This is a genomic window from Herbaspirillum huttiense (assembly GCF_047300815.1).
Lineage (GTDB): Bacteria > Pseudomonadota > Gammaproteobacteria > Burkholderiales > Burkholderiaceae_D > Herbaspirillum > Herbaspirillum huttiense_A.
Genome location: NZ_CP178608.1, coordinates 382,223 through 395,797, shown reverse-complemented (window position 1 = coordinate 395,797; position 13,575 = coordinate 382,223). Strand labels below are relative to the sequence as shown.

The window sequence follows — 13,575 nt, the reverse complement described above, 5'->3', positions numbered from 1 at the left end:
AACGCTTAGGCGTTGATGGAGACGATTTGCAGTTCGGTGTAGTTCTGACGATGGCCTTGACGCTTTTGGTAGTGCTTGCGACGACGCATCTTGAAGATGCGGACCTTGTCATGGCGACCTTGTGCTACCACAGTAGCCAGCACCGTAGCACCTGCGACCAGCGGCGCACCGAACTTCACGGTTTCGCCTGCGCCCACTGCGAGCACTTGATCCAAAGTGATTTCGGAGCCAATGTCAGCCGGTATCTGTTCTACTTTGAGTTTTTCGCCAGCAGCAACTTTGTATTGTTTGCCGCCGGTTTTTATGACCGCGTACATGTGAAACCTCACGAATGAATGAATAAGAACGATTTTTCCCTTGCCGCGCCCGTCAAAAACCCATGGCGAAACAGGAAAACCGCAAATTATACAGGCACTTAGCCGCTCGGTCAAAAGACTTGACACTTTGGCCGACCTCTGTACAACACAGTTTCCGGCAGGACAATGCAAGCTGGCTTGCCTGCCTGACAACATGCGGCAACGCGATGGCATGCAGGCATTTTCATGGCGGCAATGAAAAACCTGCAGTTCCTGCCCACACGCTCTTTGGCGTGCTGCCTGCTTGTCATCGTATAATCCGGGGAATAACCATTTCCCACAGGTTCCGCCTTGTCTGCCGCCGTACAAAACGCTTCGCAACAAACCATCATGCATCCGATCGTCGCCGACATGGAGGCGGTCAACGCAGTCATCCGCCGGCAGCTGTACTCGGAGGTGCCGCTGGTCAACCAGGTCGCCGAATACATCATCAGTGCGGGCGGCAAGCGCCTGCGCCCGGTGCTGGTAGTGCTCATCGCCAATGCCTTCGGCTACAAGGGCGAGCATCACCATTCGCTGGCGGCCGTGATCGAATTCATTCATACCGCTACCCTGCTGCATGACGACGTGGTGGACGAATCGTCATTGCGCCGTGGCAAGCAGACTGCCAATGCCATGTTCGGCAATGCGGCCTCGGTGCTGGTGGGCGACTTCCTGTATTCGCGCGCCTTCCAGATGATGGTGTCGGTGGGCAATGCCCGCGTGATGGAAATCGTGGCCGATGCCACCAACGTCATCGCCGAGGGCGAGGTGTTGCAGCTGCTCAACATGCACAATCCGGATGTGGACGAGGCCGGCTACCTGCAGGTGATCCGCTCCAAGACCGCCAAGCTGTTCGAGGCTGCCAGCCAGATCGGCGCCCTCATTGCGGGTGCGGACGAAGCCGGGATCGAAGCCGCCGGTGAATATGGCCGCTCCATCGGTACCGCCTTCCAGCTGATCGACGACGTGCTGGATTATTCCGGCAACAGCGCCGAGATCGGCAAGAACGTCGGCGACGACCTGCGCGAAGGCAAGCCGACACTGCCGCTGATCTGGCTGATGCAGCACGGCACCCCGCAGCAGCGCGAACTGGTGCGCACCTGCATCGAGAACGGTGATGAACAGCATTTCGACGAAGTGCTGTCGGCTATCACCCATTCGGGCGCCCTGGCTTATACGCGCGAACAGGCGGAAATCGCCGCCCGGCGCGCTGCGGATGCAATTATTTCACTTCCTGATAGCCAATTCAAAAAATCCCTGTTAAAATTATCGGCTTTCGCAGTAGATCGAAATCACTGACTTAGATCTCACTCGACGGGGTGTAGCTTAGCCTGGTAGAGCGCTACGTTCGGGACGTAGAGGCCGGAGGTTCGAATCCTCTCACCCCGACCAGAATTACCTTGTAGATCAAGGACAAAAAAGCCCAGCAGCGATGCTGGGCTTTTTTATTTCCGGATTCCATTGCCCATTGCCGGCCACCACCCAACAAAAAGGCGGAATGCGCGACATCGCGCATTCCGCCTTTTCTTTCACATCGGCCTTGCGGACCTGCCCGCTCAGCCAGATTCCTGGCGGGGCATTTCCGAAAACTTCATTCAGGTTCCATTTCCTGCCAGACCGGGGCCTTGTCGACGCGGTGGCGCCACTCAACTGCCCCAATCCCCATCCAGCGTCGGATCCAGATTGTCGATCACCGCCCGCGCCCAGCCCATGCCGCGCTCCACGGCCAGCGCCGCGTTATCGAACCGTCCAGGCAGCTGGCGACGCGGAAACAAGGGCGGCTCCAGCCCGCTGCTGTCGGCGATATGAACTTCGGTAACCTCCCACAGCCCGCCCGCGCCATGACAGCGCAGCGAAATATGAAAGCCCTTGTACTGCTCCCGATGATTGACCGGAGCTTGCATATTTTTTTTCTTTCGCAAAACCGATCATGTGAGCACAGGCCGTCGCCGCAGGCGGGCAACCGCGAGATGTCAGGCGGCGCACCACTCCCGCAGGCGTGGGAGGGCGCGCCGCGCGAACTCAGCGGCGGCGGAAACCCGGACGGGGGCCGCTGGGGCCGCGCTGTTCCAAGTGACGGAAGATGATGCGACCCTTGTTCAGGTCGTAGGGAGACAGTTCCAGCGTGACCTTGTCGCCCGCCAGAATCTTGATGAAATTCTTCTTCATGCGACCAGCCGTGTAGGCGATCAGCGAATGGCCGTTGTCCAGCGCCACCCGGAAACGGGAGTCGGGGAGGACTTCGGAGACTTGTCCTTGCATTTCGATCAGTTCTTCTTTTGCCATTTTCTCTTTCTTGTGCGTGAGCACGCGACCTCGACAGAGGAAGGGCTCGGGGATTTGCAATCTCTGGCTTTGACGACTGGCCACGCCAAGGGAGGCCGGGAGCGTTAAGGTCGGAGGACAGTTGAACCCGCTGGCGGCGAGACCGGCAGCGCAGTGTCTTTACTCGGGGAAGCGGATGAAGATGCGAATCACGCGGATTGCAAGATGCTGTACGACAAGACGCGTGGGGATCAGGATTTCCGCTCGGTTCTTGAGCGATCCATGCATTATACGCGATTTTTGCCCCTCCCGCCAATGCGCGCCACAGCGCGCCCTGCTGTGGTTTATCTGCGCCATTGCACAATCGATATCGATTCATCGATGCCACAGATAAACAAAACATTGCGCCGCACGCCTTCAGCGCAAAAAAACGCCACCGCGAGGGTGGCGTAAAAAACTACCAGAGGTTCTGCAAAAACAGATAAATCATTTACACATTGCTGCGTTTCAGGCCGTCGGGCGGCCGATCTCATCGCTCGATGGTGCGGCTCCAGCGCGTATTCCAGACGGCGCGATTCTTGTTGATCTCATCCCAGTCCACCGCCCGTGCGGCCTTGACGAAGCCATTCATGCGCGCCTGCTCGGCCGCTGCCGTGCCGCTGACCTGGACCTTGGTATTGGTCGGGTTGTAGTTGCCGTTTTCCAGCGCCAGGGCTTGCGCCTGCGGCGAGAGCAGGTAGGCTGCCAGCTCCTGGGCCAGCTGCGGCTCGGTATTGTTGGCGATCACGCACTGCGCCACCATCAGCACGATGGCGCCTTCCTTGGGCTGCACGTATTCCACCGGCACGCCCTTGCTCTTCAAGAGCGTCGATTGCGTGGGCGTGTAAGGGAACAGGGCCGCCTCGCCGGTCTGTGCCATCTCGGAAATCTTGGCCGAGTTGGAGATGTACTCCAGCACATTGGGCCCGATGGTGGAGGGCCAGGCCTTGAAGCCGGGATCGACGTTGGCATCCGTGCCGCCTTTGAGCTGGTTGAAGGCGAGGAAGGCATGCAACCCGAAGGTGGACGAAGGCAGCGACTGGAACACCACGCGCCCCTTGAGCTTGGGGTCCGCCAGGTCGAGCCAGGAGGTTGGCGGCGCCCAGCCCTTCTCGGCATAGACCTTGGTGTTGTAGGCCAGGCCGGTGACGCTGATGGTCACGCCGGTAGCAAGGTCATCCTTGATGTGCGCCACCGGCAGCAGGTTGGCCAGGTGCGGATTGGGCTTCTGCTTCTCGCACAGGCCCATGCCGACGGCGCGATACATCACGCCATCGTCCAGGAACATCAGGTGCATCTGCGGCTTGTCCTTGGCGGCCTGGGCCTTGGCCAGGATGTCGGCCGACCCGCCGGGCACCACGGCGATCTTGACGTTGTACTTCTGCTCGAAGGGAGCGAACACCGCCTGCGTGAAGGTCTTCTCCATGTTGCCGCCATTCATGCCGACGTACAGCGTGCGGGTCTGCGCCTGCACCTGGGCGACGGTGGCGGCCAGCAACAGTCCGAGGGCAGCGGTGCGGGAAAGCGACATCATGAGATCTTCCTTTCAGGGTGGGAGGACAACAGGTCGACAGCGTCGGAACGTGGCGCCAGGAAACGGCCAATCGAGAAAGCATCCAGCGCGATGGTGCTGCGGCCATGCAGTACCAGCTCGGCCAGCGCCTCACCGGCAGCCGGCCCGATCTGGAAACCGGCACCGCAGAAACCGAAGCCATGCAGCAGGCCCAGTTGCGTGGTGCTGGGGCCGATCACCGGATGGTGGTCCGGCAGGTAGCCTTCCACCCCGCTCCAGCTGCGGATGATGTGGACATGGCGCAGCGCCGGCAGCAAGGCCGCCGCCTGCGGCAGCAGCCCGAGAATGGAATCGTGCGAGGCGCGGGCGCGCAGTTCATCCTGCTCGTAGCCGCGGCCGCCGCCCAGCACCACGTTGCCGCGCGCTACCTGGCGGCAGTAGATGGAGCCGCCCTCCACGCCCAGGCTCCAGGGCAGGAAGTGGGGAATCGGTTCGGTCACCACCATGCTGGGATGGCCGCTGGTCAGGGGGACGGTCTCGCCAAAAGATTGCGCCATGCGATTGGCCCAGGCACCGGCGCAATTGATGAGCACTTCCGCACGCACCTGCAGGGTATCGCCACCCTGCCGCGCTTCGGCCACGAAGTCGCGGCCATCGTGGCCCACCTGCATGACTTCGCAACGCTCGATCACGGTCGCACCTGCCGCTTCGGCCGCGCGCGCAAAGGCCGGCGAGACCAGGCGCGGATTGGCCTGGCCATCTTCGGGACACAGCGAGCCGCCGACCGCCGCGCCACCCAGCCAGGGACATTGCTGGCGCAGGCGTTCGCCGCTGATGAGTTCGATCCCCAGGCCATAGGGGCGGCTCAGTTCGGCATAGGCGATCAGCGATTGCATGTCGGCCTCGCTACGGGCCAGCTTGAAGTGGCCGCTGCGTTCGTATTCGCCGGTGGTGCCGATCAGGGACTGCAGATCGCCCCAGATCTCATGTGCGCGTTGCGACAGCGGCAGCTGCACTTCGGGCCGGCCCTGGCGGCGCACGCCGCCATAATTGATGCCGCTGGAACGCGCACCGCACAGGTCGCGCTCCAGGATGGTCACGCGGCGTCCGGCTTTGGCCAGCACCAGTGCAGCCGAGGTGCCGACGATGCCGCCGCCGATGATGAGGACTTCGGTATTGAGGCTCTTCATGAGGCATCCTCCTGCGCATGCAGCGCGATCACGCGCGCCGGGACCGGCTCGGGCGCCGGTACATGCATGCCCAATGGAATCGGCTTGATCGGTGCCTGGCCGCGCAGCCGTCCGACTTCCTGCACCGGCAGGCTGGCAGCATGCGCCAGGATTTCGGCGGCCGCCGCACCACACATGCGGCCCTGGCAACGGCCCATGCCAACGCGGGTAAGCGCCTTGAGCCGGTTCATTTCCGCTGCGCCTTTCTCGCGCACGGCCGCGCGCAATTCACCGGCGCGGATGTTCTCGCAGCGGCAGATCACCAGATCGTCCGGTGCGGTGGCCGCCCAGCGTTCGGGGAAGGGGAAGGCGCGTTCCAGTCCGAGTCGGAAAGCGCCGATGCGCGCCAGCTCGGCTTCGATCTGCGTCACACGGGCCGCATCGACGGCGATGCCGCGATCCTGTAGCAAGGCCAGCGCAGCGCGTTCGCCGGCCAGCTCGGCGGCATCGGCCCCCATGATGCCGGCACCGTCACCGGCGAGATAGACGCCCGGCACGCTGCTGCGGGTGCTCTTGTCGCGCACCGGCAGATGCGCGCGCTGCAGGCTGTCGAACTGGAAGCGGCAACCCAGCAGATCAGCCAGTTGCGTTTCAGAACGCAGTGCATAGCCGAAGCCGACGGCATCGCATTCTATGCGCTGCTCGGGACCGGGCTTGCCACCTGCGCTTGCCAGGTTCTCGCGGCGCCAGACCAGCGCCTGCACGCGCGCATCGCCTTCCACGCGCAGCACCCGCGCGTGCGAATGCACCGGCACGCCATGCAGCTTGAGCCAGGCGAGGTAGTAGATACCCTTGGCCAGCAAGGCCGGCTGGCCCAGCATGGCGGGCAGTGCGGCGATGCGGTCGGCCAGGCTGCTGCTGTCGAGCACCGCCGCCACCCGCGCACCGGCCTTGGCATATTGATAGGCCACCAGATAGAGCAGCGGACCATTGCCGGCCAACACCACCGAGCGCCCGATGGCACAGCCCTGGAACTTGAGCGCGACCTGCGAGCCGCCCAGCGTATAGACGCCCGGCGTGGTCCAGCCGGGGAAAGGCAGCACGCGGTCAGTCGCACCGGTGGCCACGATGATGTCTTCCCAGGCCAGGGTGGACGCGGATTGCGCACCGCCCTCCATCAGGTCCAGCAAACCCGGCTGGGCATTCCAGACGAGGGTGCCGGGACGATAGTCGATGGCCTCGCGCAGCGCATGGAAAGTACTGTGCACCGATTGCGCGCGACTGGCTTCAAAACCGTAGAGCGTCTTGCGGCTGCGCAGGAAACCGCGCGGCGGCTGGCGATAGATCTGGCCGCCAGCCTGCGCGGCTTCATCGATGACGATGGGCCGCACGCCATGGGCCAGCAGCGTCTGCGCCGCACGCACACCGGCCGGGCCGGCACCGACGATGACGGGAGCTGCGCGCGTCATGCGGGTTCCTCCTGGCCGCTGCGCAATTGCATGCCGGCACGGATGAAGGTGGAGCAGGCGCGCAGGCGCTCGCCGCTGTCGGTGGCGATCCAGCAATCCTGGCACGCGCCCATCATGCAAAAGCCGGCACGCGGCTGGCCGCTGAATTCATTGCGGCGCAGGCTGCAGGTATTGGTCAGCACGGCGGTCAGCACCGTGTCGCCTTCCAGCGCGGTCGCCGGGCGGCCGTCCAGCGTGAAGCTGACCGCAGCGCGATCGCCTTCGGCCAGCCGCACCAGCTGGGCCTGTGCAGGAGCAGAGGTGTGATTCATGAACGCCCCACCAGCACGCGGTCCAGGCCATAGACCCGATCCAGGATGATCATGGCCACCGCCGTGATGCCCACCATCAGCGCCGAGACGGCCGCCATCATCGGATCGATGGATTCGGTGGCATACATGTACATGCGCACCGGCAGCGTCACCGTCGAGGGCGAGGTCACGAAGATGGACATGGTGACTTCATCGAAGCTGTTGATGAAGGCCAGCAGCCAGCCCCCGGTGATGCCCGGCAGGATCATCGGCAGGGTGATGCGCAGGAACACCGTGGAGCGCGTGGCCCCCAGCGACAGGGCGGCATGCTCGGCGCTGCGGTCGAAGCCGATGAGCGCGGCCATGATCAGGCGCATGGTGTAGGGCGTCACCACCAGCGAGTGCGCCAGCACCAGCCAGCCGAAACTGCCCGCGCCACCCACCACCGAGAACAGGCGCAGCAGCGCCACGCCCAGCACCAGGTGCGGAATGATCAGCGGCGACAGGAACAGGCCCTGCAATACGCCGGACCAGCGATGCGGATAACGCACCAGCGCCATGGCCGCCGGAATGGCCAGCGCCGTGGAGATGGTGGCCGCTGCCAGCGCCAGCCAGAGGCTGTTCCAGAAGGAGCTCACGAAATCAGGAAACTCAAACACCGCCTTGAACCAGCGCAGCGAGAATTCAGGCCCGTTCATGGTCAGGGTGTTTTCGGGGGTGAAGGCGATCACGCACACCACCAGGATCGGGGCCAGCGTGAAGAGGATCACCAGCGCATTGAAGCACAATGCAATCGGTCCGTTCTTGTTCATGGTTCAGCCCAGCGCTTTCTTGTAGCGGCGTTCGATCATGCGGTTCCAGCCCAGCATGATGACCAGGTTGGCCACCAGCAGCAGCAGCGCGATGGCTGCGCCCAGCGGCCAGTTCAGTTCGTGCAGGTATTCGTCATAGATGATGGTGGCCATCATCTTCAGGCGGCGTCCGCCCAGCAGACCCGGAATGGCAAAGGAGCTGGCCGACAGGCCAAAGACGATCAGGCTGCCCGAGAGAATGCCGGGCATGATCTGCGGCAGCACGATACGGCGCAGCACCGTGATGGGCGAGGCACCCAGTGACAGCGCCGCGTTGGCCACGCCACCATCGAGTTTCTGCAGCGAGGTCCACACCGGGATCACCATGAAGGGCAGCATCACATGCACCAGCGCAATGACGATGGCCGTTTCGGTATAGAGCAGCTTGACCTTGGCAAAACCCAGCGCCACCAGCGTACCGTTGATGAGGCCTTCGGGACCGAGCAGCATGCTCCAGCCAAAGGCGCGCACCACCACCGAGATCATCAGCGGGGCCAGCACCACCAGCAGCATGATGGAGCGCCAGGGCTTGCGCATGCGGTTGAGGATGTACGCCTCGGGCGCACCGACGACGATGCAGATCAGCGTGACCAGGCCCGAGATCCACAGCGTGCGCCAGAAGATGCCGTAGTAATACGGATCGGTCAGCACCGCTGCGTAATGCTCCAGCGTGAAGGTACCGGCCTTGGGGCCGGTCTCGGCATCATAGGCGTTGAAGGAGAGCAGGAAGGTCAGCACCAGCGGCACCAGCAGCATCACCGTGCACAGCACGATGGCCGGGGCCGACATCAGCCAGGGCAGGCTGCGCTGGCCGGGCGCCTTGTCGCTGGCGGCGGCACTCACCACGGGCGGTGCCACGGAAGTCGTGCCGGCCGCGCTCATGCTGCGACCCCTTCATCGCTGCGGGCGGTGGAGACCAGGCGCAGGCTGTAGTCGCTCCATGCCAGGCCGACGGCAGCACCCTGCTCCAGTGCTTCGGCACCATCGTTGGCCGACAGGACCGAGAGCAGGCCCAGCGGGGTCTCCACTTCATACATCCATTGGCTGCCGAGGAAGAAGCGGCGCACCACTTCGCCATTGCAGCGGCCCTGGCCGGGCGCGGTACAGCGGATCTTTTCCGGACGCAGGCCCAGCACCACGCGGCCACCGCCGCGCAGTCCGCTGTCGGTGCTCTCCAGCGACAGCATCATGCCGCCCACCGCGATGTCGGCACGTTCACCTGCGGCACCGACCACCTGGCCTTCGAGCAGGTTGGCCTTGCCCACGAAGGTGGAGATGAAGCGGTTGGCCGGATGTTCATACACGTTCACTGGACGGCCGACCTGGGTGATGTGGCCGGCTTCCATCACCACCACGCGGTCGCTGATGGACATGGCTTCGCTCTGGTCGTGCGTGACCATGATGGTGGTGGTGCCGACCTTGCGCTGGATGTCGCGCAGTTCGAATTGCATCTCTTCGCGCAGCTTGGCGTCGAGGTTGGACAGCGGTTCATCCAGCAGCAGCACCGGCGGGGCGATCACCAGCGCGCGCGCCAGGGCCACGCGCTGGCGCTGGCCGCCGGAGAGTTCGCGCGGATAGCGCGCACCGTGTTTTTCCAGATGCACCAGCGACAGGGCCTGCGCCACGCGGTCGCGCTTTTCAGCGGCGCCGCACTTGCGCATCTCCAGCCCGAAGGCCACGTTCTGCTCCACTGTCATGTGTGGGAACAGCGCATAGGTCTGGAACACGATGCCCAGGCCGCGCGTATTGGGCTTGGCGTGCGTGATGTCGCGGCCGTCGAGTTCGATGCGGCCGCCGCTGACGGCCTCGAAGCCCGCGATCATCTGCAGGGTGGTGGTCTTGCCGCAGCCCGAAGGACCGAGCAGGGAGATGAACTCACCCTTTTCCACCGTGAGGTTGAACCCCGATACCGCCTGGGTATCGCCATAGAACTTACTGACATTGGTCAGCGTGAGAAATGACATTGCAAGCTCCCTGTCGCAAGGTTCGGGCGCTGCACGGCTGGCGGGCTTGTCGGCCGGCGGGCGCTCCGATGCATACTTTCAATTACGCAACCCCATCGCTGAAGCGATGTGAGCGGCGCGTCTCCTGTTTCGTTATTGATGCAATTTCGGTGCCAATTCTGCTATCGTATTTCGACAGTCGGGAAATTTTTTATATTTATTCCATTCAATGAAATGCATCGGCGAGCGAACCGCCGTCGATTCCACCCAGCAGACAAAGCCCCCTCATGAGCGAGCACAACGACGAGGCCACGGCCGCCAGCGCCCCCGCCTCCCTGCCGGTCAACGGCATCCAGCGCACCTTTGCGGTGTTGCGTGCACTGGCCGATGCACCACCGCAAGGCATGCGGGTGACGCAAGTGGCCAAGGCCATCGGCCTGACCCAGGGCACCACGCACCGGCTGCTGCAATCGCTGGCCGGGGAAGGCGTGGTGGAACAGGATGAGCGCAGCAAGCTGTATCGCCTGGGCATGGACCTCTTCGCCCTGGCCGCACGCGCCGGCAATGCGTCGGATGTGCGCAGCCTGTGCCGCCCGGCGCTGCTGCGGCTGTGCGGCAGCCTGGGCGACACGGTCTTCCTGCTGCTGCGCTCGCGCTTCGATGCGGTGTGCGTGGATCGCGTCGATGGTCCCTTCCCGATCCGCGCCTTCACCGGCGACATCGGCGGGCGGGTCGCCTTGGGTGTGGGCCAGGGCGCGCTGGCCATCCTCGCCTTCCTACCGGAAGAAGAACGCGAGGAAGTGATCCGCTACAACGTGCCGCGCCTGCGCGAGTTCGGGGTCTATGACGAGGTCTACCTGCGCACGGAAATCGAGCGTGTGCGCGAGACCGGCTATGCCGCGCGCCAGGCCGGCCTGCTCGATGGCATGGCCGGGCTGGGCGTACCGCTCTTCGATGCCGGCGGCAACATCGTCGGTGCCTTGAGCGTAGGCACGCTCACCGCGCGCCTGACCACGGAACGCCTGCCCACCGTAGTGCAGATGCTGCAGCGGGAAGCGGCCGCCCTGTCGCGCCGGATCAATCCCTTCGACCCGGCCTTGCGCCGGCCCATGCACCAGGCCAATCCCGTGGAGCCACAAGCATGAGCTCGCCCGCCTCTCCCCTTGCCCCCGTGCTGCTGATCAAGTCCGGCGGTGCCGCCGCGCTGGCCGAGTGGCGTGCCAGCTTTCATGAATTCGCGCCCGAACTGGGCCTCGACGTGCGCGCCTGGGACGATCCGCAAGTCGATCCGGCGCGCGTGCAGTTCGTGCTGGTGTGGCAACCCGAACCGGGGCGGCTGGCGCAGTTCCCCAACCTGCAGGCCATCATCAGTGCCGCAGCCGGCGTCGATCACATCCTTGCAGACCCGCACCTGCCGGCGCTGCCCATCGTGCGCATGGTCACCCCTGAGACGCAGCAGCGCATGGCCGAATTCACGCTCATGAGCAGCCTGATGCTGTTGAAGGACATGCCGCGCATCATCGCCCAGCAGGCGCGTGCCCAATGGCGCGAATTCTCCACGCCCCGCACCGCGCGCGAAACCCGCGTGGGCGTGCTCGGCCTGGGTGCGCTGGGCCTGTCGGCGGCGCGCATGCATGCGGCGGTCGGCTTCGAGACCGCCGGCTGGGCGCGCTCGCCGCGCAGCGAAAAGGACCTGGCCTGCTTTGCCGGGGCCGATGCCTTGCCGGACTTCCTGGCCCGCACCGATATCCTGATCTGCCTCTTGCCCGAGACCACCGATACCCGCCACCTCATCAATGCCGATCTCCTGCGCCAATTGCCGCAGGGTGCTGCGGTCATCAACGTCGGCCGCGGCAGCCACGTGTGCCTGACCGATCTGCTGGCCGCGCTCGACAGCGGGCACGTCTCCGGTGCGGTGCTGGATGTGTTCGATGAAGAACCGCTGCCTGCCGAGGCTGCCGTCTGGCGCCATCCGCGCGTGCTGGTCACGCCCCATGCGGCGGCTACGCCCTCGCGCCGCGAGCGCGCCAGGCAGGCGGCCGTGGCCATTGCCGCCATGCTGGGCGGGCTGCCGCCGCCGCATCTCTACGACCGGGCCAAGGGTTACTGAAGGGCAAGTCCGGGCGCAGCCGCCACACCGCCCCGCCGCCCGGCTTGCGGGATACGCCCCCATCGTCTAGACTTTGGCGCTCGCTGGCCGCCCTGGCTTGCCTGTCATGACGACACGCGAACAGGCCCGCCGACTCCCTCCCATGCGTGAGGGCAACCCACTGACGGCAACGTTTGGATACCGTACCCATATGGGTGCAAGCTCTTGCACTCCTCATTCTCATTCTGCTCTCGGCCTTCTTTTCCATGACCGAGACGGCGCTGATGGCCGCCAACCGCCATCGCCTGCGGCATTTGGCCAAACAGGGCAACCGGGCCGCCATCACCATCCTGTGGTTGCTGGATCGCACTGAGCGGCTGCTCTCGCTGATCCTCATCGCCAATACCCTCATCAATGCGCTGGCCACGGCCCTGGTGACGGCGCTGGCCATTGCCGCCTTCGGCAACCACCAGCGCGTGATCACGGCGGCCACCGCCTTCGTGGCGGCGCTCTTGATCATCTTTGCCGAGATCGTGCCCAAGGTGATCGGCGCCACCCATCCCGAACGCATTGCGCTCTTTACCAGCTTCATCCTGAAGCCGCTGATGCGGGTGGCCAAGCCGCTGGTGTGGTTCGTCAACATCTTCGTCTCGGCCATCCTCAAGGTCTTGCACATCAAGACCGGAGCGCGCGCGGCCGAGCAGCGCATTTCACCCGAAGAGCTGCGCTCCATCGTGCTCGAAGGCGGCAGTTTCATTCCGCAGAAGCACAAGAGCATCCTGCTGAACCTGTTCGACCTGGAAAAGATTTCGGTGGAAGACGTCATGACTCCGCGCGCCCAGGTCGAGGCCCTGAACCTGGCCGCCCCGGTGGAGGAGATCCTGCACCAGCTGGCCACCTGCTATCACAACAAGCTGCCGGTGTTCGAGGGCGAGATCAATCAGATCGTCGGCATCCTGCATGTGCGCAAGACGGTCTCGCTGTTCCGCCAGGAAGACGACATCACCCACGACGACATCCGCGCCCTGCTCTCGGCCCCGTATTACGTGCCGGTGGAGACCGATGTCTTCACCCAGCTACAGTACTTCCAGGAAAACCACGAACGCCTGGGCATCGTGGTCGATGAATACGGCGAAGTGCAGGGGCTGGTGACGCTGGAGGACATCATCGAAGAGATGATCGGCGAATTCACCACCTCCTCGCCCGGCTCCTCCGGCGAAGGCTTCGGCTGGGACAAGGACGGTACCTGCCTGCTCGAAGGCAGCGCCACCCTGCGCGACATCAACAAGCGCCTGGGCCTGAAGCTGCCGCTGGATGGCCCCAAGACCATCAACGGCCTGCTGCTGGAAACCCTGCAGGACATTCCCGAAGCCGCGGTGTCGGTCAAGATCGATGGCTGCGTGATCGAGATCGTACAGGTACAGAACCAGGCCATCCGCATGGTCAAGCTCATTGCCATGCCTGCGAAAGTGAAGGCACAGGACTGAGCCTGCGCCGGGCCTCGCAGGCCGGCATCGAACTCCTCCGATTTTGTCCCGCGCAAACGGCCGGCCCGCTTTTCGGGCGGCCACCGCGCGTGGGAGACTTGCCCTCCCCTGTGCGTTGCCCT

The 13,575-nt window shown here is 64.2% G+C and carries 15 protein-coding genes and 1 tRNA gene; 6 read left to right on the top strand and 10 right to left on the bottom strand.

The window, feature by feature from the left end:
• Positions 1 to 5 precede the first annotated feature (5 nt).
• On the bottom strand, positions 6 to 317 hold the full coding sequence (gene rplU / locus ACLRDN_RS01850; protein WP_006713215.1) for a 50S ribosomal protein L21: 312 nt from the start codon (positions 315 to 317) through the stop codon (positions 6 to 8).
• A 369-nt stretch (positions 318 to 686) separates the two neighbouring features.
• On the opposite strand from rplU, the gene ispB reads away from it, so the two are divergent.
• Together ispB and ACLRDN_RS01840 are read left to right on the top strand one after the other, a co-directional pair.
• Entirely contained in the window at positions 687 to 1,637 is a 951-nt protein-coding gene (gene ispB / locus ACLRDN_RS01845; protein WP_413458728.1) for an octaprenyl diphosphate synthase, read from the top strand.
• Between the two features lie 16 nt (positions 1,638 to 1,653).
• Positions 1,654 to 1,730, top strand: a tRNA-Pro gene (locus tag ACLRDN_RS01840).
• A gap of 254 nt (positions 1,731 to 1,984) precedes the next feature.
• Here the strand turns inward: ACLRDN_RS01840 and ACLRDN_RS01835 are convergent.
• Both ACLRDN_RS01835 and infA read right to left on the bottom strand, forming a co-directional pair.
• Positions 1,985 to 2,242 carry a hypothetical protein gene (locus ACLRDN_RS01835; RefSeq protein WP_413458727.1) on the bottom strand — a complete coding sequence of 86 codons (258 nt, stop codon included), beginning with the start codon at positions 2,240 to 2,242 and terminating at the stop codon, positions 1,985 to 1,987.
• A 118-nt stretch (positions 2,243 to 2,360) separates the two neighbouring features.
• A complete protein-coding gene (infA, locus tag ACLRDN_RS01830) occupies positions 2,361 to 2,624 on the bottom strand; it encodes a translation initiation factor IF-1 (RefSeq protein ID WP_006713209.1) in 264 nt (87 codons plus the stop codon).
• A 204-nt stretch (positions 2,625 to 2,828) separates the two neighbouring features.
• On the opposite strand from infA, the gene ACLRDN_RS01825 reads away from it, so the two are divergent.
• A complete protein-coding gene (locus ACLRDN_RS01825) occupies positions 2,829 to 3,056 on the top strand; it encodes a hypothetical protein (protein ID WP_413458726.1) in 228 nt (75 codons plus the stop codon).
• A gap of 76 nt (positions 3,057 to 3,132) precedes the next feature.
• On the opposite strand, the gene ACLRDN_RS01820 is transcribed toward ACLRDN_RS01825, so the two are convergent.
• The 7 genes from ACLRDN_RS01820 to ACLRDN_RS01790 are packed head-to-tail and all read right to left on the bottom strand — an operon-like array spanning position 3,133 to position 9,898.
• Positions 3,133 to 4,176 carry an ABC transporter substrate-binding protein gene (locus ACLRDN_RS01820; protein ID WP_413458725.1) on the bottom strand — a complete coding sequence of 348 codons (1,044 nt, stop codon included), beginning with the start codon at positions 4,174 to 4,176 and terminating at the stop codon, positions 3,133 to 3,135.
• Complete coding sequence (locus ACLRDN_RS01815) at positions 4,173 to 5,345, bottom strand: NAD(P)/FAD-dependent oxidoreductase (protein ID WP_413458724.1); 1,173 nt, start codon at positions 5,343 to 5,345, stop codon at positions 4,173 to 4,175. Before ACLRDN_RS01815 ends, ACLRDN_RS01820 begins: the two co-directional genes overlap by 4 nt.
• A complete protein-coding gene (locus ACLRDN_RS01810; protein WP_413458723.1) occupies positions 5,342 to 6,793 on the bottom strand; it encodes an FAD-dependent oxidoreductase in 1,452 nt (483 codons plus the stop codon). Before ACLRDN_RS01810 ends, ACLRDN_RS01815 begins: the two co-directional genes overlap by 4 nt.
• A complete protein-coding gene (locus tag ACLRDN_RS01805; RefSeq protein ID WP_039790460.1) occupies positions 6,790 to 7,104 on the bottom strand; it encodes a (2Fe-2S)-binding protein in 315 nt (104 codons plus the stop codon). Before ACLRDN_RS01805 ends, ACLRDN_RS01810 begins: the two co-directional genes overlap by 4 nt.
• Complete coding sequence (locus tag ACLRDN_RS01800; RefSeq protein ID WP_039790459.1) at positions 7,101 to 7,895, bottom strand: ABC transporter permease; 795 nt, start codon at positions 7,893 to 7,895, stop codon at positions 7,101 to 7,103. The genes ACLRDN_RS01805 and ACLRDN_RS01800 overlap by 4 nt, the downstream gene beginning before the upstream one ends.
• Before the next feature lie 3 nt (positions 7,896 to 7,898).
• On the bottom strand, positions 7,899 to 8,816 hold the full coding sequence (locus ACLRDN_RS01795) for an ABC transporter permease (protein ID WP_413458722.1): 918 nt from the start codon (positions 8,814 to 8,816) through the stop codon (positions 7,899 to 7,901).
• Positions 8,813 to 9,898: an ABC transporter ATP-binding protein gene (locus ACLRDN_RS01790; protein WP_413458721.1), complete on the bottom strand. Its 1,086-nt coding sequence runs from the start codon at positions 9,896 to 9,898 to the stop codon at positions 8,813 to 8,815. The genes ACLRDN_RS01795 and ACLRDN_RS01790 overlap by 4 nt, the downstream gene beginning before the upstream one ends.
• 266 nt (positions 9,899 to 10,164) lie before the next feature.
• Between ACLRDN_RS01790 and ACLRDN_RS01785 the strand changes: the two genes are divergently transcribed.
• From ACLRDN_RS01785 to ACLRDN_RS01775, 3 genes are all read left to right on the top strand, one after another.
• Complete coding sequence (locus tag ACLRDN_RS01785) at positions 10,165 to 11,022, top strand: IclR family transcriptional regulator (RefSeq protein ID WP_209533714.1); 858 nt, start codon at positions 10,165 to 10,167, stop codon at positions 11,020 to 11,022.
• Entirely contained in the window at positions 11,019 to 11,987 is a 969-nt protein-coding gene (locus ACLRDN_RS01780) for a 2-hydroxyacid dehydrogenase (protein ID WP_413458720.1), read from the top strand. Before ACLRDN_RS01785 ends, ACLRDN_RS01780 begins: the two co-directional genes overlap by 4 nt.
• Before the next feature lie 173 nt (positions 11,988 to 12,160).
• Complete coding sequence (locus tag ACLRDN_RS01775) at positions 12,161 to 13,453, top strand: HlyC/CorC family transporter (RefSeq protein ID WP_413458719.1); 1,293 nt, start codon at positions 12,161 to 12,163, stop codon at positions 13,451 to 13,453.
• Positions 13,454 to 13,575: the final 122 nt, after the last annotated feature.

Excerpts from the sequence above, each read along its gene's own strand:
- rplU (WP_006713215.1), bottom strand. The coding sequence starts at position 317 with ATGTACGCGGTCATAAAAACCGGCGGCAAACAATACAAAGTTGCTGCT.
- ispB (WP_413458728.1), top strand. The coding sequence starts at position 687 with ATGCATCCGATCGTCGCCGACATGGAGGCGGTCAACGCAGTCATCCGC.
- ACLRDN_RS01835 (WP_413458727.1), bottom strand. The coding sequence starts at position 2,242 with ATGCAAGCTCCGGTCAATCATCGGGAGCAGTACAAGGGCTTTCATATT.
- infA (WP_006713209.1), bottom strand. The coding sequence starts at position 2,624 with ATGGCAAAAGAAGAACTGATCGAAATGCAAGGACAAGTCTCCGAAGTC.
- ACLRDN_RS01825 (WP_413458726.1), top strand. The coding sequence starts at position 2,829 with ATGCTGTACGACAAGACGCGTGGGGATCAGGATTTCCGCTCGGTTCTT.
- ACLRDN_RS01820 (WP_413458725.1), bottom strand. The coding sequence starts at position 4,176 with ATGATGTCGCTTTCCCGCACCGCTGCCCTCGGACTGTTGCTGGCCGCC.
- ACLRDN_RS01815 (WP_413458724.1), bottom strand. The coding sequence starts at position 5,345 with ATGAAGAGCCTCAATACCGAAGTCCTCATCATCGGCGGCGGCATCGTC.
- ACLRDN_RS01810 (WP_413458723.1), bottom strand. The coding sequence starts at position 6,793 with ATGACGCGCGCAGCTCCCGTCATCGTCGGTGCCGGCCCGGCCGGTGTG.
- ACLRDN_RS01805 (WP_039790460.1), bottom strand. The coding sequence starts at position 7,104 with ATGAATCACACCTCTGCTCCTGCACAGGCCCAGCTGGTGCGGCTGGCC.
- ACLRDN_RS01800 (WP_039790459.1), bottom strand. The coding sequence starts at position 7,895 with ATGAACAAGAACGGACCGATTGCATTGTGCTTCAATGCGCTGGTGATC.
- ACLRDN_RS01795 (WP_413458722.1), bottom strand. The coding sequence starts at position 8,816 with ATGAGCGCGGCCGGCACGACTTCCGTGGCACCGCCCGTGGTGAGTGCC.
- ACLRDN_RS01790 (WP_413458721.1), bottom strand. The coding sequence starts at position 9,898 with ATGTCATTTCTCACGCTGACCAATGTCAGTAAGTTCTATGGCGATACC.
- ACLRDN_RS01785 (WP_209533714.1), top strand. The coding sequence starts at position 10,165 with ATGAGCGAGCACAACGACGAGGCCACGGCCGCCAGCGCCCCCGCCTCC.
- ACLRDN_RS01780 (WP_413458720.1), top strand. The coding sequence starts at position 11,019 with ATGAGCTCGCCCGCCTCTCCCCTTGCCCCCGTGCTGCTGATCAAGTCC.